This is a genomic window from Microbacterium sp. DWRC1-3 (assembly GCF_049896645.1).
GTDB lineage: Bacteria > Actinomycetota > Actinomycetes > Actinomycetales > Microbacteriaceae > Microbacterium > Microbacterium maritypicum.
Window position 1 is genome coordinate 1,180,957 of the sequence record NZ_JAFCUS010000001.1, and the last position, 19,750, is coordinate 1,200,706.

General features: G+C 68.7%; 20 protein-coding genes and 1 tRNA gene. 6 read left to right on the forward strand and 15 right to left on the reverse strand.

The window, feature by feature from the left end; all coding sequences use genetic code 11:
- Nucleotides 1-158: 158 nt before the first annotated feature.
- On the reverse strand, nt 159-1,289 hold the full coding sequence (locus ACP699_RS05645) for an aminotransferase class V-fold PLP-dependent enzyme (protein WP_426169862.1): 1,131 nt from the start codon (nt 1,287-1,289) through the stop codon (nt 159-161).
- A gap of 41 nt (nt 1,290-1,330) precedes the next feature.
- On the reverse strand, nt 1,331-2,110 hold the full coding sequence (locus ACP699_RS05650; RefSeq protein ID WP_017828709.1) for an isoprenyl transferase: 780 nt from the start codon (nt 2,108-2,110) through the stop codon (nt 1,331-1,333).
- Nucleotides 2,111-2,208: 98 nt separating this feature from the next.
- Here ACP699_RS05650 and trhA point away from each other — a divergent pair, with 98 nt between their 5' ends.
- Nucleotides 2,209-2,940 carry a PAQR family membrane homeostasis protein TrhA gene (trhA, locus tag ACP699_RS05655; RefSeq protein WP_055873418.1) on the forward strand — a complete coding sequence of 244 codons (732 nt, stop codon included), beginning with the start codon at nt 2,209-2,211 and terminating at the stop codon, nt 2,938-2,940.
- A gap of 7 nt (nt 2,941-2,947) precedes the next feature.
- Here trhA and ACP699_RS05660 read toward each other — a convergent pair whose 3' ends face one another.
- Nucleotides 2,948-3,250 carry a hypothetical protein gene (locus ACP699_RS05660; protein ID WP_017828711.1) on the reverse strand — a complete coding sequence of 101 codons (303 nt, stop codon included), beginning with the start codon at nt 3,248-3,250 and terminating at the stop codon, nt 2,948-2,950.
- Nucleotides 3,251-3,317: 67 nt separating this feature from the next.
- On the opposite strand from ACP699_RS05660, the gene ACP699_RS05665 reads away from it, so the two are divergent.
- The gene (locus tag ACP699_RS05665; protein WP_055864591.1) at nt 3,318-3,704 is read left to right on the forward strand and encodes a DUF4307 domain-containing protein; all 387 of its coding nucleotides are present in this window, start codon (nt 3,318-3,320) and stop codon (nt 3,702-3,704) included.
- 98 nt (nt 3,705-3,802) lie between these two features.
- Nucleotides 3,803-4,291, forward strand: a complete 489-nt coding sequence (gene greA / locus ACP699_RS05670; RefSeq protein WP_017828713.1) for a transcription elongation factor GreA — start codon at nt 3,803-3,805, stop codon at nt 4,289-4,291.
- 69 nt (nt 4,292-4,360) lie between these two features.
- On the opposite strand, the gene ilvA is transcribed toward greA, so the two are convergent.
- Together ilvA and ACP699_RS05680 are read right to left on the reverse strand one after the other, a co-directional pair.
- Complete coding sequence (ilvA, locus tag ACP699_RS05675; RefSeq protein ID WP_400647479.1) at nt 4,361-5,590, reverse strand: threonine ammonia-lyase; 1,230 nt, start codon at nt 5,588-5,590, stop codon at nt 4,361-4,363.
- Nucleotides 5,587-6,783 carry an AI-2E family transporter gene (locus tag ACP699_RS05680; RefSeq protein WP_206516623.1) on the reverse strand — a complete coding sequence of 399 codons (1,197 nt, stop codon included), beginning with the start codon at nt 6,781-6,783 and terminating at the stop codon, nt 5,587-5,589. The genes ilvA and ACP699_RS05680 overlap by 4 nt, the downstream gene beginning before the upstream one ends.
- 86 nt (nt 6,784-6,869) lie before the next feature.
- Here ACP699_RS05680 and ACP699_RS05685 point away from each other — a divergent pair, with 86 nt between their 5' ends.
- Both ACP699_RS05685 and ACP699_RS05690 read left to right on the forward strand, forming a co-directional pair.
- Entirely contained in the window at nt 6,870-8,135 is a 1,266-nt protein-coding gene (locus ACP699_RS05685; RefSeq protein WP_426169870.1) for a winged helix-turn-helix domain-containing protein, read from the forward strand.
- Nucleotides 8,132-9,037: a hypothetical protein gene (locus ACP699_RS05690; RefSeq protein ID WP_426169873.1), complete on the forward strand. Its 906-nt coding sequence runs from the start codon at nt 8,132-8,134 to the stop codon at nt 9,035-9,037. Before ACP699_RS05685 ends, ACP699_RS05690 begins: the two co-directional genes overlap by 4 nt.
- 10 nt (nt 9,038-9,047) lie before the next feature.
- On the opposite strand, the gene ACP699_RS05695 is transcribed toward ACP699_RS05690, so the two are convergent.
- From ACP699_RS05695 to ACP699_RS05705, 3 genes are all read right to left on the reverse strand, one after another.
- Complete coding sequence (locus ACP699_RS05695) at nt 9,048-9,614, reverse strand: LemA family protein (protein ID WP_017828718.1); 567 nt, start codon at nt 9,612-9,614, stop codon at nt 9,048-9,050.
- A gap of 88 nt (nt 9,615-9,702) precedes the next feature.
- Nucleotides 9,703-11,016, reverse strand: coding sequence for a D-arabinono-1,4-lactone oxidase (locus ACP699_RS05700; RefSeq protein WP_426169878.1), 1,314 nt, complete (start codon nt 11,014-11,016; stop codon nt 9,703-9,705).
- Nucleotides 11,013-12,260, reverse strand: coding sequence for an alanine racemase (locus ACP699_RS05705; RefSeq protein WP_151486074.1), 1,248 nt, complete (start codon nt 12,258-12,260; stop codon nt 11,013-11,015). Before ACP699_RS05705 ends, ACP699_RS05700 begins: the two co-directional genes overlap by 4 nt.
- An 86-nt stretch (nt 12,261-12,346) precedes the next feature.
- On the opposite strand from ACP699_RS05705, the gene ACP699_RS05710 reads away from it, so the two are divergent.
- A tRNA-Leu gene (locus ACP699_RS05710) sits at nt 12,347-12,419 on the forward strand.
- Nucleotides 12,420-12,428: 9 nt separating this feature from the next.
- On the opposite strand, the gene ACP699_RS05715 is transcribed toward ACP699_RS05710, so the two are convergent.
- The 7 genes from ACP699_RS05715 to eno form a co-directional block, all read right to left on the reverse strand.
- Nucleotides 12,429-13,094 carry a DedA family protein gene (locus tag ACP699_RS05715; RefSeq protein WP_426169883.1) on the reverse strand — a complete coding sequence of 222 codons (666 nt, stop codon included), beginning with the start codon at nt 13,092-13,094 and terminating at the stop codon, nt 12,429-12,431.
- Between the two features lie 6 nt (nt 13,095-13,100).
- The gene (locus ACP699_RS05720; protein WP_426169886.1) at nt 13,101-14,027 is read right to left on the reverse strand and encodes a cation-transporting ATPase; all 927 of its coding nucleotides are present in this window, start codon (nt 14,025-14,027) and stop codon (nt 13,101-13,103) included.
- Between the two features lie 291 nt (nt 14,028-14,318).
- Nucleotides 14,319-15,809: an NAD(P)/FAD-dependent oxidoreductase gene (locus ACP699_RS05725; RefSeq protein ID WP_036322989.1), complete on the reverse strand. Its 1,491-nt coding sequence runs from the start codon at nt 15,807-15,809 to the stop codon at nt 14,319-14,321.
- 25 nt (nt 15,810-15,834) lie between these two features.
- The gene (locus tag ACP699_RS05730; protein WP_055873442.1) at nt 15,835-17,142 is read right to left on the reverse strand and encodes a S8 family peptidase; all 1,308 of its coding nucleotides are present in this window, start codon (nt 17,140-17,142) and stop codon (nt 15,835-15,837) included.
- Entirely contained in the window at nt 17,139-17,681 is a 543-nt protein-coding gene (locus ACP699_RS05735; RefSeq protein ID WP_426169891.1) for a DUF501 domain-containing protein, read from the reverse strand. The genes ACP699_RS05730 and ACP699_RS05735 overlap by 4 nt, the downstream gene beginning before the upstream one ends.
- Before the next feature lie 46 nt (nt 17,682-17,727).
- A complete protein-coding gene (locus tag ACP699_RS05740; protein ID WP_200935145.1) occupies nt 17,728-18,306 on the reverse strand; it encodes an FtsB family cell division protein in 579 nt (192 codons plus the stop codon).
- Nucleotides 18,307-18,382: 76 nt separating this feature from the next.
- Nucleotides 18,383-19,663 (reverse strand): phosphopyruvate hydratase, encoded by a 1,281-nt coding sequence (gene eno / locus ACP699_RS05745; RefSeq protein ID WP_055864618.1) that lies wholly within the window; start codon nt 19,661-19,663, stop codon nt 18,383-18,385.
- Nucleotides 19,664-19,750 lie beyond the last annotated feature (87 nt).

The following is a 19,750-nucleotide window of genomic DNA, read 5'->3' on the forward strand; positions in this document are numbered from 1 at the left end:
GACCCACTCCCGACCCGGGTAATCCCGGCTATTCGAACGAGTCGACCAGGGGGTCACGAGTCGTCAACCTGAGGCCGACTCGAACGGGCGCCTTGCCCGATGCCTAGAACGTACGACCGCGTGGGCGATTAACGCGGACTCGACACGCCAGCGATTCGTTAAGCGCTGGTGAACGTCTCGTTGCCGAACGCGTGCAGGGCCTCATCGAGAAGCGCGAACGTCGCCGCATCCGTGCCTGCGTGGGGCGCGATCCGCACCGAGGATCCACGTGCGGTCACGACGAGACCGGCGTTGGCGAGTGCCGCGGCGAGGCGTGCGGGTTCCTCCGGGGCGAGTGCCACGATGCCGGCACGCTCGACGCGATCACGCGGGGAGCGCACCTCGATCCCATGGCGGTCGGCGATCTCGATCACGGTGTCGACGTGCTCCGCGAGGCGCTCCTCGATGGCGGCGACACCGGCATCGCGCACATCGCGCACACCGATCGCGAGTCGTCCCGCGGCGAGCGTGTCCGGCTGACTCACGGTGAAGGCGCGAGCCGAGGGCGCTGGCGCCGGGAGTTCGTCGACGAACAGACCGGTGGCCGTCGTGCCGGTGATACCGGAGAGCACGGGCGAGATGCGATCTCTGGCGCGGGGGGAGAACCACGCGAAGGCGCTGCCCCGGCCGGCGCGCAGCCACTTGTAGCCGTGTCCGACCACCACATCGGCCGCGGAGTAGTCGACATCGATCACGCCGAACGATTGGACGGCGTCGAGGATGAGCAGGCGGTCGGGACCGATCGCCTCGCGAAGCGCCGCCAGGTCGGTGCGATACCCGGTGCGGAAGTCGACGTGACTCACGGCGAGGGCGACCACCTCGTCATCCAGCGCCTCCCTGACGGCATCAGCGGTCACGCGTCCGTCCTCCGGGGTGATCCACCGCGGGATGATCGCACGGTCCGATGCCGTCGATGCGCGCTCCAGGGTCAGGCTCACGCTGGGGAACTCAGCGGTGCTCGCGATCACAGCGCCGGACAGGCCGAACAGCGCGTGCATGAGTCCGTGGGTCGAAGACGGCTGCAGGGTGACGTCGTCGGCGTCGCCGCCCAGCAGCTCGGCGACGAGCTCCTGGGCCTGACCGATGCGCTCGGCGACCAGGGAGAGGGAGGATGGTCGTCCGCTTCCGAGCAGGTCGGCGTCGGCGAACACCTCTTCGCGTACGGAGGGCGACAGCGGGCCGAACGCCGCCCAGTTCAGGTAGCCGGACTCGTTGTCGAAGGTGTCGACATAGTCCTGGAAAGTGCTCACTTCGTCATTGTGGCATGGGTCTGCGCGGGCCCGTCGCCGGGTCAGCGACCGAAGCGCCTGTCGCGGTCGGCGTAGTCGCGGATCGCGCGAAGGAAGTCCACCTGACGCAGGTCGGGGCCCAACGCCTCGACGAAGTAGAACTCGCTGTGTGCGCTCTGCCACAGGAGGAAGTCGCTGAGCCGCTGCTCCCCGCTCGTGCGGATCACGAGGTCGGGATCGGGCTGCCCACCCGTGTAGAGGTGCTCGCCGATCATCTCGGGCGTGAGGTGGGCGGCGAGGTCCTCCAGCGTGCCACCGGAGGCCTCATGCTTCGCAATGATGCTCCGCACGGCGTCGACGATCTCATTGCGCCCGCCGTAGCCGACGGCGAGATTCACGTGCAGTCCGGTGTGATCCTTGGTGCGGTTCTCCGCGTCGGAGAGCACCCGTGCGAGTTCTGCGGGGAGGATGTCGGAGCGTCCGACGTGCTTCACTCGCCAGTTCCCCTCCTGCGACAGCGCCTCGGCGAGCTCGGCGATGATCTCGATGAGGTCGGCGAGCTCCGCGGAGTCGCGCTTTCTCAGGTTGTCGCTGGAGAGCAGATAGAGCGACACAACGCGCACGCCGAGCTCGTCGCACCAGCCGAGGAACTCGCGCATCTTCGCAGCGCCTGCACGGTGTCCCTCCGCAGGCGTGTCCAATCCGAGCTGACGCGCCCACCGGCGATTGCCGTCGATCATCATCGCGACGTGATGCGGCACCGTGGCCGGATCGAGGTGGCGTCGCAACCTGTTGGTGTAGAGCCGATACAGCGGCCCTCGCCCCGGGCTCTCGCGTGACATCACCTCCCTACGCTACCGTGCCGGGGCCTGCGGCATCGTGTGCGGAAGCTGGGATATATGTGCCCTGCACGGTATGCGGGTCGGCTTAGAGTGAGCGTGTGAGTACTCCCGAGCCCTCCGGTCCCGACGTCCCTCAGCTGCCTCTGCTCGAAGCCGCGGCCGTCGATGCCGCCGTCGAGACCAAGCCGACCTGGCGAGGATGGATCCATGCCGGCACGTTCCCGGTGGCGCTGGTCGCCGGTGTGGTGCTGATCATCGTCTCCCAAGGTGCCGCAGCAAAGTGGGCCTCCGCCGTGTTCATGCTCACGTCACTGCTGCTGTTCGGCAACTCGGCGCTCTACCACCGCATCGACTGGCGGCCGAAGGTGAAGGTGCTGCTCAAGCGCATCGACCACGCCAACATCCTGCTGCTCATCGCCGGTACCTACACACCGCTGGCGGTGCTGGCGCTGCCGCCGGAGAAGGGCGTGCTGCTGCTCAGCCTGGTGTGGGGAGGCACGCTGGTCGGCATCCTCTTCCGGGTGTTCTGGATCCACGCCCCGCGCTGGCTCTACGTCGCGCTCTACCTGCTGCTCGGCTGGGCAGCCGTGATGTACCTCGTCGATCTCATGAACGCGAACTTCGCGATGATGGTGCTGGTGATCGTCGGCGGGCTCCTGTACACCGGGGGCGCGGTCGTCTACGCGCTCAAGAAGCCGAACCCCTGGCCCGGGCACTTCGGGTTCCACGAGATCTTCCACGTGTGCACGGTGCTCGCATTCCTCTGCCACTGGACCGCATGCCTGCTCATCGCCCTGTCGCCGCTGTCGCCCTCGCTGGGCGCGCCGTGACGCGAGGTCAGCGAGCGGGCGTATCGCCGTCGGTGTCAGAGGCAGCGGTGCCGTCCGAGGTCGGCGCACCCTTTCCGGGAGCCGCGGCGGCATCGCCCTCGGCCCGCGCCGCTTCTTCGGCGTCGAGCTCGTCGCGCACCTCTTCGCGGTACCGGACACGGCGGATGCGGCGGTTCATGTCCCAGATCAGCAGGATCACCGCGATCACGACCACGACGATCGCGGCGAAACCGACGAACCCCGGAGTGACCGACACCGGGTCGACGGTCATGCTCGGCGTCGGCATCGGGGTCTCGGACAGAGAGAACATGAATCGGCCTTTCGTACGCAGGTCGCATAACCTGGTAACACCAGCCTAACGACCGGAAGACCCACCCGTGACGACCGCACAAGAGCTCGATGAACGCTATGGCCGAACCCGACGACGCCGCGCGCCGTGGATCATCGGCGGTGCGATCGCACTGCTGATCGTCGGCGCCTTCAGCTGGATGACCGTGGCGCAGTCGATGGCCTCCGTCGACGCGGACGACCTGGGCTTCGAGCTCGTCGACGAGCACTCCGTGAACATCACCTTCCAGGTCACCGGAGTGCAGGGCAAAGACGTGGTGTGCGCCGTCGAGGCGCTCGACGAGGAGTTCGGTGTCGTCGGCTGGAAGATCGTCGAGATCGAGGCCGGAGACAGCCACTCGCAGGCGCGCTCCGTCACGATCCCCACGGTGTCGGAGGCCACCACAGGTTTGGTGAACACCTGCTGGGTCGCCTAGACTCGTGCCAGACAAGACGACGCCCCGGCACCGTGCCGGGGCGTCTTGGCATATCCCCCGCAGCATGCCGGAGGGATCCCGAAAGAAGGAGCTTCGTCATGTCCACCGATGCTCAGGTTCCCTTCCTCACGCAGGAAGCGTATGACCGGCTCGTCGCCGAGCTGGAGCACCTGTCCACCTTCGGCCGCGACGAGATCGCCAAGCGCATCGAGGCGGCCCGCGAAGAGGGCGACCTCAAGGAGAACGGCGGATACCACGCCGCGAAGGACGAGCAGGGCAAGCAGGAAGCGCGCATCCGCACGCTGGAGGCTCTGCTGAAGACCGCCAAGGTGGGCGAAGCTCCGGCCAGCCGCGGAATCGTCGAGCCCGGCACCGTGGTCACCGCCCTCGTCGCCGGAGGCGAAGAGGTGTTCCTGCTCGGCAGCCGCGAGATCGCCGCAGGCAGCGACCTCGATGTCTACAGCGAAGCCAGCCCGCTCGGCCAGGCCATCCTCGGCCTCAAGGTCGGCGAGAAGTCGTCGTACGAGGCCCCGAACGGCCGCGAGATCAGCGTGGAGATCGTGAACGTCGAGACGTACACGGGCTGAGACGCCACACAGAAGCGCCCCCGCATCCTCAGGACGCGGGGGCGCTTCTGCGTGAATGCGCAGTCGTGCTCAATCGGGGACGAGGATGGGTTCGAAGCCGGCGCGACGCAGGGTGTCGAGCGTGTGCTCGGAGTGCTCGGGACCGCGCGTCTCGACGCTGAGCTCGAGGATGACGTCGCTGATCTGCAGACCGTGACCGTGGCGCGTGTGCATGGCCTCGATCACGTTCGCGCCGGCCTCGGCGATGAGCTCGGAGACGCGGGCCAGCTGACCGGGACGGTCGGGCAGAGGGATGCGGATCGTGAGGTAGCGACCCGAAGCGGCGAGTCCGTGGGACACCACGCGCTGCAGCAGGAGCGGATCGATGTTCCCACCAGACAACACGGCCATGGTGGTTCCGCTGCCCGCCACCTTGCCTGCCAGAATCGCCGCCACACCGGCGGCACCGGCGGGCTCGACGACGACCTTCGCCTGCTCCAGCAGGATGAGGATGGCCCGTGCCAGGTCGTCGTCGGAGACCGTGACGACCTCGTCGACGAGGTCCTTGATGATGTCGAACGGGACGGCACCGGGACGAGCGACCAGGATGCCGTCGGCGATGGTCGGTCGGGTGACGATGTCGACGGGCTCGCCGGCCTCGAGCGACGGCGGAACGGCGGCGGCGTTCTCGGCCTGCACGCCGATGATGCGGACCGTGCGGCCGAGCTCGGCAGCGCGTGCCTTCACGGCTGCCGCGACGCCGGCGATCAGACCTCCCCCGCCGATGCCGAGCACGACGGTGTCGACGTCGGGCGCGTCCTCGAGGAGTTCGAGTCCGAGAGTTCCCTGCCCGATCACGATGTCGCGGTGATCGAACGGATGGATCAGCACCGCACCCGTGCGCTCGGAGAACTCCGCGGCGAGACGCAGCGAGGTCGCCACCGTCTCCCCCTCCAGCACGACTTCCGCTCCGTAGCCGCGCGTGGCGAGCAGCTTCGGCACCGGAACGCCCAGAGGCATGAAGATCGTCGCCGGGATGCCGAGCGCCTGCGCCGCCAGCGCCACTCCCTGCGCGTGGTTTCCGGCTGAGGCCGCGACCACGCCACGCGAGCGCTCTTCGGCGCTCAGCTTCGACAGCCGGTAGGCCGCACCGCGGATCTTGAAGGATCCCGTGCGCTGGAGGTTCTCCATCTTCAGCAGCACCGGGGCGCCGAGGATGTCGGAGAGCGCTCGCGACGGCAGCGTCGGCGTGTGCGAGATCACCTCAGCCAGACTCTGAGCAGCGTGCTCGAACTCGGTCAGGCTGGGGACTGCGCTCATCGATTCCTCCGTCTCCGCTCGCGCGGTACTGTGCTCCAGATAAGGTCTCCGCTCGGCCCGGCGCCCGTGCGCCAGGATCCCGAGCTGATGGTCACGGCTGCGACGTTGATGAACGCCGCCAACGGCACCGCGAACAGTGCGCCGGGGATACCGGCGATCATCGCTCCACCCGCCACGACGAGGACGACGGCGAGCGGATGCACCTTGACCGCCGAGCCCATCATGATCGGCTGCAGGATATGTCCTTCGATCTGCTGGACGGCCAGCACGACCAGGAGCATCCAGAGCGCGATCCAGGGACCGTTGTACACCAGCGCCAGGAACACGGCGACGGCGCCGGTCACGACCGCACCCACGATCGGGATGAACGAGCCGAGGAACACCAGGACGGCGACCGGGAGCGCGAGGGGCACCTGCAACAGGAACGCCCCGAGTCCGATGCCGATCGCATCGATCGTCGCGACGAACAACTGCGTGCGCGCGTAGTTCACGATCGTGGTCCAGCCGTTGCGGGCCGCTCCGTCGACGGCCGGCTGCGCCATGCGCGGGAAGATCCGGAGGGTCCACCGCCAGATGCCTGCGCCGTCGGCGAGGAGACAGATCAGGATGAACAGCGACAGCACGGCGCCCGTGGCGACGTGGCCGACGGTGGTCCCGATCGCCAGGGCGCCGGTCCACAGCACCTGCGCCTGCTCGTTGAGGAAGTCGAGTCCCTGCTGCAGGTAGTTCGCGATCTGCGTGTCGGAGAGACTCAGAGGACCCTCGTGCAACCAGACCTGGAACTGATCGAAGGCCTCGGTCGAACGCTGCTGCACATCGGGCAGCTGAGCACGCACCTGCCAGACGACGAGCCACATCAGCCCGGTGACGATGGCGGCCGTCCCGATGAGCGAGATGGCGATCGCCAGCCAACGAGGGAGACCACGCCGCAGCATCCACGAGAAGGCCGGCCACAGCAGCGCGGTGATGAGGATGCCGACCATCAAGGGGATGACGAGGAGCTTGAGCAGCATCACGAGCCAGATGAAGACGCCGATCGCCGCCGCGATCAGTAGCAGCCGCCATGCATAGCCCGCCGTGATGCGCAGCGGCAGCGGTACCGCCTCATCGGCCTCGGTCGACACGGTGCGCTCGGTGGAGACCGGGCGCGGACGGAACAGATCTCTCAGTCGGGGTCGCTGGTCCTCACTCATCGCCCAAGTCTACGGTCACGCCGTATGCCCTCGAACGCATCTTTCCCTGGAGGGTGCATGTCGGCGCTCGGCGATACCCTGACCGTGTGACCGACACCCTCACTCCGACCCAGGCACGCCGCATAGCTCTGGCCGCGCAGGGCTTCACCCGCGCGCGGCCGGCATCGGTCGCGGGGCGCCACGTGCACCGGGTGATGGATCGTCTCGGTGTGCTGCAGATCGACTCCGTGAACGTGTTCGCACGATCCCATTACCTGCCGTTGTTCTCTCGGCTGGGCTCCTACGAGCCGGCCCTGCTCGACCGCGTCTTCCTCTCGCGCACGACCCATTACGTGGAGTACCTCGCTCACGAGGCGACCTTCATCCCGATCGAGGACTGGCCGCTGTGGCGTTTTCGCATGGACGACTTCCGCCGACGCTGGGCGGGCGAAGAGTCCTGGATGTCGAGCAACGCGCGAACGCTGCAGTGGGTCCAGGACGAGCTGCGTGTGCGCGGGCCCTTGCGTCCCGCCGATCTCCGTGCCGATGCTCCCAGGGAACGCGGCACCTGGTGGGACTGGGACGACGTCAAGCTCGCCCTCGAACACCTGTGGCGAACCGGCGATGTCGCCATCAGCGGGCGCCGCGGGTTCGAGCGCACCTATGCGCTGACCGAGCACGTCATCCCTGACGCCATCCGTTCGCAAGAGGTCTCCCGCTCCGATGCCATCCGTGAGCTGACCCGTCGCGCGGCCCGATCGAGCGGCGTCGCGACGCAGTCCGACCTGGCCGACTACTACCGGATCCGCGACCGGGCCGCCGTCGCGCGCTCGATCGCAGAGCTCGTCGACGCCGGCGAGCTGGAGCCCGTGCAGGTGCGCGGCTGGGAACGCGGCGGGCGTCCACTCGCCGCCTGGCGGCATCGGGATGCGGTGCTGCCCCGCAAGGTCGACGCGGCGGCGATTCTGACGCCGTTCGACCCGGTGGTGTGGTTTCGGGATCGCGCACTCCGCGCGTTCGACCTCGACTACCGCATCGAGATCTACGTACCGGCAGAGAAGCGGCGGTTCGGCTACTACTCCTTGCCGGTCCTCGTGGGCGACCGCATCGTCGCGCGCGTCGATCTCAAGTCCGACCGCGCGACATCGACGCTGCAGGTGCAATCCGCCTGGTGGGAACCACAGGCTCACCCCGGCGATGCCGAGCAGATCGCTGCCGAGCTCCGACTCGCAGCGGCGTGGCAGGGACTGGATCATGTCTCGGTGTCGAGGTGGGGTGACGCCACCGACGCACTGCATGGGGCGCTGGCGGCCGGAGCAGGCACCGGTCCCTCCGTGCGTCGTCACGTGCACGCGCGAGAGAGTCCGGTGTGAGCAGGGCCCGGTGGTGGCTGCTCGGCGGCGTCGCCGGTCTCGTCCTCGTCGCCGCGGGACTCTGGCTCTGGTCGTCGACGAACCGCTCCTCCACGCCGGAAGAAGCGGCGCTCGCCTATGTCCAGGCGCTCGAGTCCGGTGACCCCGACGCCGTGGCGGCCACCGGGATCGACGTCTCGGACACCGCACTGGTCGCCTTCGCCGCCGCCACCGCGTTCATCGAGGACTCCGAGGTCACGACCGTCCGACGCGAAGACGACGACACTTCGGCCGTCGTCGCGATCTCCTTCCGGCTCGACGGCAAGACGCACACCGCGCAGCTGACGCTCGGCATCGTCGACGGCCGCTGGAGCGTCGATGCGACGGGACTCGGCACACTGACCGTGGAAACTACGATCGGGTCGGATGTCGCGATCGGCGATGCGACCGTTCCGGCGGAGACGGCTGCACTGCTGCTCCCCGCGACCTACGCCCTCGCGGCCGCACCGGAGACACTGCTCGAGGGCGGGAGCGCGGCGCTGGTGCTGCCAGGGGTGAAGACCACGACGACGCTCGACGTCGTGCTGCGGCCGGAGGCGACGGCGGTCGCGCAGGCCCAGCTCGACACGCTCCTCGAGACCTGCACCGCTGGGGGCACAGAAGTCCCCGACGGATGCGGCATACGGATCCCCTGGGGGACCGAGTTCCGCGAGGTGGATGCGATCCGCTATCGGATCGACACGGCACCGGTCATCGCGTTGACTCCCGCCGGTTTCACCGCAGAGGGTGGAGTGCTCGTGGCCACCATCACCGGGACCGCCCATAACGGCGAGACCCGCACTACCACCTATCGGACGGACTCCTGGAGCGTGCGCGGCGACCTGGCGTTCACCGCCGACGGACTCCTCCTGTCGGTGTGGTGAACGACCGGCGTCAGAACTGCACGCGCGGCGGTTCGGAGATCGCGCTGCTGTCGGCGACCTCGAAGAACTCCCGCTCGGAGAAACCCAGCCCCTTGGCGAACAGGTTGTTGGGGAAGACCTTGATCTTGGTGTTCAGCTCGCGCACGCCGCCGTTGTAGAAGCGGCGCGCCGCCTGCACCTTGTCCTCGGTGTCGACCAGTGCCTGCTGCACCTGGAGGAAGTTCGTGCTCGCCTGCAACTGCGGGTAGGCCTCGGCGACCGCGAAGAGGCTCCGCAACGCCTGCTGCAGGTGCCCCTCGGCGATGCCCGCCTCGCCCGGTCCTCCGGCTGACAGGGTCTCGGCACGCGCCCGCGTGACGTTCTCGAAGACGGCCTTCTCGTGGGAGGCGTAGCCCTTCACCGTCTCGATGAGGTTCGGGATGAGGTCGGCTCGTCGCTTCAACTGCACCGTGATGCCGCTCCACGCCTCATCGACGCGGACGTTCAGCTGCACCAGCGAGTTGTACGTGGCCCACAGATAGATGCCGACGAGCAGGATCACTCCGACAACGATCAGTACCGGCACGAGCCATTCCATCAGAGCCCCACCCTTCCTCGTGTTTCTCTCATCCTAGACGCGCAGTCTGCACGTGGACTGGGCGCGCGCGGGCGTCCCTGCGTCCCGATCAGCTGCCGAGGACCCGCTCGAGGTAGCGGTTGCCGAAACGACGCTCCGGGTCGAGGCGATCGCGCAACGCGACGAAGTCGTCGAAGCGCGGGTATCGCTCCCGGAGGGTCTGCGTCGTGAGCGTGTGGAGCTTGCCCCAGTGCGGGCGCCCGCCGAACTCGTGCATGACCTCCTCCACGGCGCCGAAGTACTCCGTGGGGTCGGCCCGCCAGTAGCGGTGCACGGCGATGTACGCGCTTGCGCGTCCGTGAGCCGTCGACAGCCAGCGGTCGTCGGACGCGGCGAAGCGCACCTCGATCGGGAACTCGATCGTCCATCCGCGCCGCGCGATCAGCGCCTGCACCGCTTCGAAGGCCGGCACGACGTTCTCGACGGGGATCGCGTACTCCATCTCCCGGAATCGCACGGTCCTGCTCTGGATGAGCACCCGGTGCGAGAGTTCGGTGTACTCGCGATCTCCGGTGAGCCTGACCGCGAGCCGGCTGAAGGACGGAGTGATCGCCGGAACGACCTGACCCGCAGCGCACGCCACGCGATACACCCCGTTCGAGAGCAGCGTCTCATCGATCCACCGCCCGACCACCGGGAGCGGCTTGCGCACCGTCGCCTCCGGCAGCCGCGTCTGACGCTTGGTCAGCGCGATATCCGTGTGAGGGAACCAATAGAACTCGAAGTGGTCGGATGCGGCGACGCGCTCTTCGAGGGTGGCGAGCACCTCCTCCAGGGGTACCGGCTCGTCGATCGCGTGCATGACGAACGCCGGCACGCACTGCAGGGTCACCTCGACGATGATGCCGAGGGCGCCGAGTCCGAGAGCCACAGCGGGCAGCAGCTCGCTCTCGTGCTCCTGGTCGATGCGGAGGAACTCGCCGGCGGCCGTGACCATGGTGACGCCGACGACCTGGGTCGCGAGGCCACCGTACTCGGCACCGGTGCCGTGGGTTCCGGTCGAGATCGCGCCGGCGATCGACTGACGATCGATGTCGCCCAGGTTCTCCATCGCGAGCCCGTACGGGGCGAGAAGTCCGGGGATGCGGTGCAGCCGGGTGCCGGCGAGCAGGGTCACGCGTCCCGTCGCGGCGTCCGCCGAGACGAGTCCCTGCAGGTCGTCGAGCTCGAGCAGGACGCCCGGGGCGACCGCGATGCCCGTGAAGCTGTGGCCGGCGCCGACGGCCTTCACCGGAAGCCCCTGCTTCACCGCGGCGACCACCGCCCGCTGCACGCCCTCGGGGCTGCGCGGACGCTCCACGCGTGCGGGTCGCACCGAGGCCGAGCGAGCCCAGTTCTGCCAGGTGCCGCCGATTCTCGTCACAGGAAGGCCTTTCCCTCGCCGCGGTAGGTCGGCAGCTCATCGATGATCTCGTCGCCCGAGACCAGGTGATAGCTCTCGATGCGCTCGGCCGGCTCGCCGCTCTTGGCATGCCGGAACCAGACTCGGTCGCCCACGCCCAGCGATGTCGCCGCCGGGCCCTGCAGGGGCGTCTGCACCTCACCGGCAGCTTCACGGGCGAGGGTGTGGAGTCCCTGTGGCCAGACGGCCCGCGGTTGGCGCGAGGCGACAGCGGGGCCGGAGGCGATCCATCCTCCGCCGAGCACCGTGGCGATGTCGATGGCCGGGCGCCGCACCACGTCGAACGCGAATGCGGACGCCGGAGCGGGGCGGAACGAGCGATACCCGTCGAACAGATGGCCGCCGAGGAGCCCGCTTCCCGCGCTCGCCTCGCTGAGCGACTCATCGCTTCCGGTGAACTCGAGCGACCCCGTTCCTCCGCCGTTGAGGATCTCCAGCGACGTGATCTCTCCGACCGCGGCGACGATGGCCGCCCGGCGCTCGCGCAGCTCGTTCCGTGAGCGCGACTGCACCATCCGGATCAGCGGGGCATCGGGGCCGGCATCGTCCCCCTGTCCCGCGATCTGCGCGTCGTACATCTGCAGTCCGACGAGCCGGAATCCCGGGCGGGCGACGACCTTGCGAGCGAAGGCGGCGACCTCTCCCGCGTTGAACAGCGCCGAACGGCGCACGCCGATGTGGCCGAGGAGCGAGGAGCGCCAGGAGGCATCGACGTCGATCGCGACACGGATCTCCGGACGCGAACCGGGCCCTGCGACGCTGTCGATCAAGTCGAGGTGCACGAGGTCGTCGATCATCAGCGTGATGCGCTGAGCAGCCTGCTCGTCGGCGAAGAGCCGTGCCAGACCCGCGCGATCGACGGTGGGATACCCGAGCATGATGTCGTCATGGGTCTCGGCGAGCCACAGCGCCTCCTCGAGCGTGAAGGCGAGGATGCCGCGGAACCCCGGGAGCTTCAGCACGGCATCGAGCACGGACCGCACCCGTACCGATTTCGAGGCGACCCGGATCGGCAGCCCGCCCGCCCGCACCAGAAGGTCCATCGCGTTGTAGCGGAGCGCCTCCCTGTCGATCACCGCCACCGGCGCGGGAAGATGCCCCGTCGCGGCGGACAGGCGCGGCCAGTAGCGGGCCGGGTCCTCCCATTCGGGGGCGACCGCAGGCGCGCCGTGGGCGGGGCTCAGTTCGTCGATGAGGTCGAGCACTCCCCCACACTAAGGCCTCCCCGGACTGCGGATCACCCCCGAAGGCACCGCGTCGCATCCGGGCACGCAGATAGGCTGGCGAGGAGGCCCCCGTAGCCCAATGGCAGAGGCAGGCGACTTAAAATCGCTTCAGTCTGGGTTCGAGTCCCAGCGGGGGCACATCCTCGCTCAGTCCTCCGCCGGCGCGACCGTCTTCCGCTCGCCTGCCGCCTCGCGAATGCGACGCACGACCAGGACGACCAGTGCGATCGCGATGGCCGAGTACACGGCGTAGTCGAGGTACCCGAGGTACTGCTCCAGCTTCTCGTGCTGCGTGCCCAGCGCCGCTCCGACTCCGAGGAGAAGAGCATTCCAGAGCCCGCTGCCGATGATGGTGTAGAAGCTGAACGTCACGAGGTTCATGCGGGAGGCCCCGGCCGGAATCGAGATCAGGCTGCGCACGCCGGGTACCATCCGTCCCACCAGCACGGTCCAGCCGCCGCTGCGCACGAACCACTCCGATCCGCGTTCGAGATCGGAGCGGCTCACCAGCTTGGTGGCCGCGAGCATCCGCACCGCGCGATCCATCCCGATGGCCGCGCCGAGCCCGTACAGCAGCAACGCACCCAGCCAGGACGCGAGCGTGCTCCAGAGGATCAGCCACCCCAGGTTCAGAGAGCCGCTCTGGCTCAGGTACCCCGCGAAGGGAAGGATCACCTCGCTCGGGATCGGCGGCACCAGGACCTCGAGGAAGACCAGCACGCCCACGCCGATGTCTCCCAGCGCGGTGAGGACATCGGCCGCGAATCCGGTGAGTCCGGTGAAGCCGTGATCGGCAGCAGCAGTGAGAACCATCCGCGGTCAGCGCCCGAAGATGTCGCCGATACCGGGGATGCCCAGGTTGCCGAGCTGCTCGCCCCAGCCGCTCGCCGTCTCTCCCAGCCCCGACACCGTCTCGCCCGCGGAGCCCATCAGATCGCCCGCACCCCCGGCGAGGGACTCGACGTCGATACCGGCGGCGAGGGACTCGACATCGATGCCCTCTGCCAACGCGCCGAAGTCGACGCCGATGTTCGCGGCCTGCTCCAGAAGAGGACCCGCCACCGTGCTGAGCACCGCACCCCCGGCCACCACGCCGAGCAGTCCGACCGCCGCGCCACCAGCGACGACCGCAGCACCGCCGACACCCGCACCGCGCACGCGCGACAGCAGACCGCGCATCCGCCCCGGGTTCATGGCCTCGGCACGTCCGGCGGCGCGAGCGAGGTCATCCGGCGACGACGACCGCGGACGCTCGCCCGGCTCGAGCTCCTGTCGCATGCGGGCTTCGACGAGCGAGCGCTGCTCAGGGGTCAGGCGCGCGAACGCCTCGCGGTGGATCTGCTCGACGCGCTGCGGATCCGCCGTCTGCAGCAGGTAGTCGTAGCGGGCGATGGCCGCACGGTCCGCATCGGTCATGGCCTGCGGGGCCCGAGAGGCTCCGGGCACCGGCGGTGCGTAGGGGTCGGCGGCAGACGGTGCGGAGCTCGTGGAGCGGGGCCGCTCGCGTGACGCGGCGGGCGGCGTGTACGGGTCGGCCGCCACCGGACGGTTCTGGCTCGGCTGTCGCTCCGGGTCGCCCTGCCCTCGAACGGCGTCGACGGCGCCACGGAGCATGCCGCCCCAATCCGTCGACCGGGACCCGTCCTGCGCGCGTGATCCGTCAGCCGTGTGACCGTTGCGCGCCGAACCGGCGTTCTTCTCGAGCGCCTCGGATGCCATGCCGATCAGTCGGGAGAGCTTTCCCATGGGTGGTCCCTTTCGTGGTGCGGACCGCCCAGGATCCACCACGTCAGGACGACGGCAGGGTCTCTCGGCAGCCCGCGATGCGGGTGCCAAGGTCTCCTCCACCCTCACGGGCCGGCGGGCCGGAGCACGATCTCGTGCTCGTAATGACGACGTCGCCGCATTCGGGAGTACTCCCCTTGCCTGCGCGACGATACCGGCTGTACCTGTGCACCGCCTCGGAGACGCTCCGCAGAAACGACGATCGGCCCCGGCGCAGAGCGCACAGGGCCGATCGTCGTACTCGAGAGTCAGTTACTTGGCTGCAGCCTCGGCCGGCTCGGGAGCCTTCTCGGCGACAGGCTTCTTCGCGGCAGGCTTCTTCACCGCGGGCTTCTTCGCAGCCGGCTTCTTCGCAGCGGGCTTCTCCGATGCCTCGGCCGATGCCGCCGGAGCAGCGTCCGCCACGGGAGCGGCGGGAGCGGCCGGACGCGGGCGCGCGGCGAACTCCTCGAAGACGTAACGCGGGTTCTGCACGGTCTCGAGGTTCACCAGGTCGCGGCCGAGCCACAGGTTGTTCCACCAGCCCCAGATGACGCGGAACTTGCGCTCCCACGTCGGCATCGCGAGACCGTGGTAGCCGCGGTGCGCGACCCAGGCCACGAAGCCCTTGAGGGCGATCTTGCCGGACTGGAAGACACCGTTGTACAGGCCGAGACCTGCGACAGCGCCCAGGTTCTTGTGGAGGTACTCTTTGGGGTTCTCCCCACGCAGCACGGCGACGAGGTTCTTCGCGAGCAGCTTCGCCTGGCGAACCGCGTGCTGGGCGTTCGGCACGCAGAAACCGCCGACGCCACCGCCCGAGAGGTCGGGGACAGCGGACACGTCTCCGGCTGCCCACGCGCCCTCGACGAAGGCCTCGGGGGTTCCGACGCGCAGGTCGGCGCGGGTCTGGATGCGACCGCGCTCCTCGACGGGCAGGTCGCCGCCGCGCACGACGGTCGGGTTGGCCATGACACCGGCGGTCCACACGATGACGTCGGTCGGGATGACCTCGCCGGTGGAGAGCTCGACGTTGCCGTCGACCGCGCTCGTCAGCTGCGTGTCGAGGTGCACGTTGGCGCCGCGCTTGGCGAGGTCCTTGAGCACCCACTCGCTGGTCTGCAGCGAGACCTCGGGCATGATGCGGCCCATCGCCTCGATGAGGTGGAAGTGGGTGTCTTCGAAGCTGATCTGCGGGTACTTGCCCACCAGCGCGGACGCCAGGGAACGCAGCTCGGCGAACACCTCGATACCCGCGAAGCCACCACCGACGACGACGACGGTCAGCAGACGGTCGCGCTCGGGACCGGCGGGAAGCGAGGCGGCCTTGTCGAAGTTCGACATGACCTTGTCGCGGATCGCGACGGCCTCTTCGATCGTCTTCAGCCCGATCGCGTTGTCGGCGATCCCGGGGATCGGGAAGGTGCGCGAGACGGCACCGGCCGTGACGACGATCTGGTCGTACGCGAACTCGTACGGCTCGCCGACGGGCGGCGTGATCGTCGCGACCTTCTGTGCGTGGTTGATGTTCGTCACCTTGGCGGTGAGGACGTTGGTGCGCTTGAGGTGACGGCGGTGCGCGACCACCGAGTGCCTGGCTTCGATCGAGCCGGCGGCGACCTCGGGGAGGAACGGCTGGTACGTCATGTACGGCAGCGGGTCGACCATGGTGACGTCGGCCTCACCCTTGCGCAGGTGCTTCTCGAGCTTCCACGCGGTGTAGAAACCCGCGTACCCTCCGCCGACGATCAGGATCTTGGGCACAGTGCTGTTCTGAGGCACAGAAGAACTACTCCTCGGAGTCGGGGGTGTGGCGTACGGAAATGCGCGCCGATCGGATGCGCCGGGCAGCTGCGGTGACGCCAAGCGCTACCAGGATACCAGGGACCGTGAGCGCAATGAGCGGCAGGGTACCGTAGCGCAATGAATCCGCGCTGGGAAGCAACGGTGAACCGGCTTCGGTGGGCGCATCGGGCGCGGGGAGAGGCGGGACGGCGACGGGTGTCACCGTCGGAACCGGCTGCGGCTCCGTCTCCGCGCGACGGAACACGCGGATCCACTCGGCGAGGTCTCCCATGGGGTTCTCGCTCACCGCAGGGAGGTTCGCGGAGATCGCCGCTGCGGCATCCACCAGCCCGTATCCGTAGAGGGGATCCTGGGGTTTGACCGCATCAGGGACAGGGATCGCGGTCTTGATGATGCGGTTGATGACGTCGATCGCCTTGATGTCGGGGTGCGCCGAGCGGATCAGCGCTGCGACTCCCGCGACGATGGGCGCCGCACCACTGGTTCCGCGCCACGGCACGACCGTGCCGTCTGCGGAGACGCCGATGAGCCCCTCGCTGGGCGCGGAGATCCCGATCGTGATGCCCTGGGTCGACGCCTCGATGCTCGCCATGCCGGTCTGGTCGACGCCACCGACCGTGAGCACACCGGGAATGGTCGCCGGGGCGCCGATGATGTTCGTCCCACTCCCCCGGTTGCCGGCGGCGACGACGACCACCACATCATGCTCGAAGGCATACAGGAACGCGTCGTCCCAGCTCTTGTCCCAATCGAGCGTGTTCGTCGTGAACGAGAGGTTGATGATGTCGGCACCGTTGTCGACGGCCCAGCGCATGCCCTTCGCCACCTGCTCCGTGAACGGAACGGCGGCGGCCGCGCTGAACCCCACCGAGATCGAGAGCAGGTTGGCTTCCGGCGCCACGCCGATCATGCCGGTGCCGTCGGGCGCACCGCGACCGGCAGCCAGCGAAGCCACCCAGGAACCGTGATTGCCATCGACGGCGCCCAGGGGCGTGCGCCCGTCCGGAGTGCCTGACCCCGAGACATCGGTGCCACCCACCACAGCGTCGCCGAAGACCGAGGGCACCTTGCCGATGCCCGTGTCGATCACCGCGATGGTGACGCCCTTGCCACGAGTGGTCTGCCAGGCCTCACGGATCCGCGCCCCGTCGAGCCAGTACTCCGAAGCCCGCACCGGGTCGGCAGGGTCGTCGGGGATCGGGGCCGGAGTCGGCGCGACGCCGAGGAGCAACACCGTCGCCGCCACCACCACGATGGCGGCAGCGCTGCGCAGCGTCCGGCGTGCGGTCATACCGCGGAAGCCGCCTCATCGCGCAGGGCGGCGCCGGGGTCTTCACAACGGCAGACCGAAGGCGACCAGGAGGAGCGAGCGAGTGCGGCGTCGCCGATCGGGTTGACTCCCGGGCCTGCGGCCAGGGCATGCCCGGCCAGAGCATGCAGGCATTTGACGCGCGTGGGCATTCCCCCGGCGGAGATGCCGTCGATCTCGGAGACCTCGCCGAACTGCCTCCGGTCAGCGAGGTAGGCCTCGTGGGCTGCGAGATACGCCGACGCCACTGACTCGTCGTCGACGAGAAGCGCCGCGAGCTCCGGCATCACCTGGGTCGCCTCGAGCGTCGACATCGCCGCCGTCGCCGCGGGGTGAGTCAGGTAGTAGAACGTCGGGAACGGCGTACCGTCCGGCAGACGCGGTGTGGTGGCGACCACCGTCGGGTTGCCGCACGCGCAACGGGCCGCGATGCCCACCACACCTCGGGCGGAACGACCGAGCTGGGCCGATACGACGGCGAGCTCGGCGGGCGTGGGGGCAGGGAACGGCGGCGTGGTCACCTCACCAGCGTAGGGGAGCCGCCGGGGAAGTTGCTCGACGGGACGGTCAGGGAGCGACGGCGGCCGTATCGCTGAGGCCGGTCGAGACGATGGTGCGCAGCAACTGCGGCATCCAGTCCGTCGGCTTCTCGACGATCGTGTCGCTCACGGGCTCCTGCTCCCGCGGAAGGGCCGCGGGATCGAGGTCGTTGTCGATCAGATACACGACCTCTCCGGGCTTGACGTAGTAGAGGCGCTCGCGGGCCTGCGTCGTGATGTACACGGGGTCGTTCCAGCGCTCACGTTCGGCGACGAGGGAGGCGATCTCGTCTTCGCTCACCTTCACCGACGCTTCGAGGGCCGCGATCTTCTGACGTTGATCGATGAAGGTCCCAAGCGTGGGCACGAGCACCCAGGCACCCAGCACCACCAGCGAGAGCATGATGACAGAGAAGGCCGAGAGGCGGATGCCGGACGCCCACTCGCGGACGTCGACGCGAGGCGCCTCACCCCGGCTCCTGCTCGATGAGCGCGGTGCGGACGACGATGCGGCGGGCGTGGCCGTCTTCTTCGACTTCATCGTGCCGGCGGGTCGCGGCGTCTGCGGTCCCGGAGACGCCGAAGGAGGAGCCGGTCGTCGTGCCACGGCTCCTCCTTCGTCGTGCCGCTTCAGCGGCGGTGTTCACCGCCGAGACGGCGGCTTCTTCGGTGTATCGGTGCGCTCAGGCCTGGTAGCGCGGGAACGCGGAACGGCCGGCGAAGACCGCGGCGTCGCCGAGCTCTTCCTCGATGCGCAGCAGCTGGTTGTACTTCGCGACGCGCTCGCTGCGAGCAGGAGCACCTGCCTTGATCTGTCCGGCGTTGGTCGCGACGACCAGGTCGGCGATCGTGGTGTCTTCGGTCTCACCCGAACGGTGCGAGAGCATCGCCGTGTAACCGGAGCGCTGAGCGAGGCTGACCGCGTCGAACGTCTCGGTGAGCGTGCCGATCTGGTTGACCTTGACGAGCAGCGAGTTCGCGACGCCGCGCTTGATGCCGTCGGCGAGACGCTGCGGGTTGGTGACGAACAGGTCGTCGCCGACCAGCTGCACCTTGCTGCCGAGCGCGTCGGTGAGGTGCTTCCAGTTGTCCCAGTCGTCTTCGGCGAGAGCATCTTCGATCGTGACGATCGGGAAGTCGTTGACGAGTCCGACGTAGTACTCGGTGAGCGCCGCGGCGTCCCAGTCCTTGTTGTCGAGGCGGTAGACGCCGTCCTTGAAGAACTCGGTCGCGGCGACGTCGAGGCCGAGCGCGATGTCGGTGCCGGGCGTGAAGCCGGCCTTCTCGATCGCCTTCACCAGGAAGTCCAGTCCCTCGCGGTTGCTGGGCAGGTCGGGAGCGAAGCCGCCCTCGTCGCCGAGGCCGGTCGCGTAGCCGGCGGCCTTCAGCTCTGCACGCAGCACGTGGTAGGTCTCGACTCCCCAGCGGAGCGCCTCGGAGTAGGTCTCCGCACCGATCGGGGCGAGGAAGAACTCCTGCATGTCGATGCCGTTGTCGGCGTGCTCGCCACCGTTGATGACGTTGAACAGCGGAACGGGCAGCACGTGCGCGTTCGGGCCGCCCAGGTAGCGGAAGAGCGGGAGGTCGGCCGAGTCGGCCGCTGCCTTCGCGACGGCGAGGCTGACGCCGAGGATGGCGTTGGCTCCGACGCGCTTCTTGTTCTCGGTGCCGTCGACCTCGATCAGGATCTCGTCGACGATGCGCTGCTCGCTCGCCTCGACACCTTCGATCGCCGGTCCGAGCTCGTCGATGATGGCCTCGACGGCCTTGAGCACGCCCTTGCCGCCGTAACGGCTCTTGTCTCCGTCGCGGAGCTCGTACGCCTCGAACGCGCCCGTGGATGCGCCGGACGGCACGGCCGCCCGCTGCACGATGCCGTCGTCGAGGAGGACCTCCACCTCAACGGTCGGGTTTCCGCGCGAGTCGAGAATCTCGCGTGCGCCTACAGCCTCGATCAGTGCCACTGATGTGCTCCTTGCTCAGGGGGAAAACGTTGTGTGGAGCGTCGTCGATCCGCGCTCAGTCTAGCCCGGCCCTCCGACAGGGTCAGG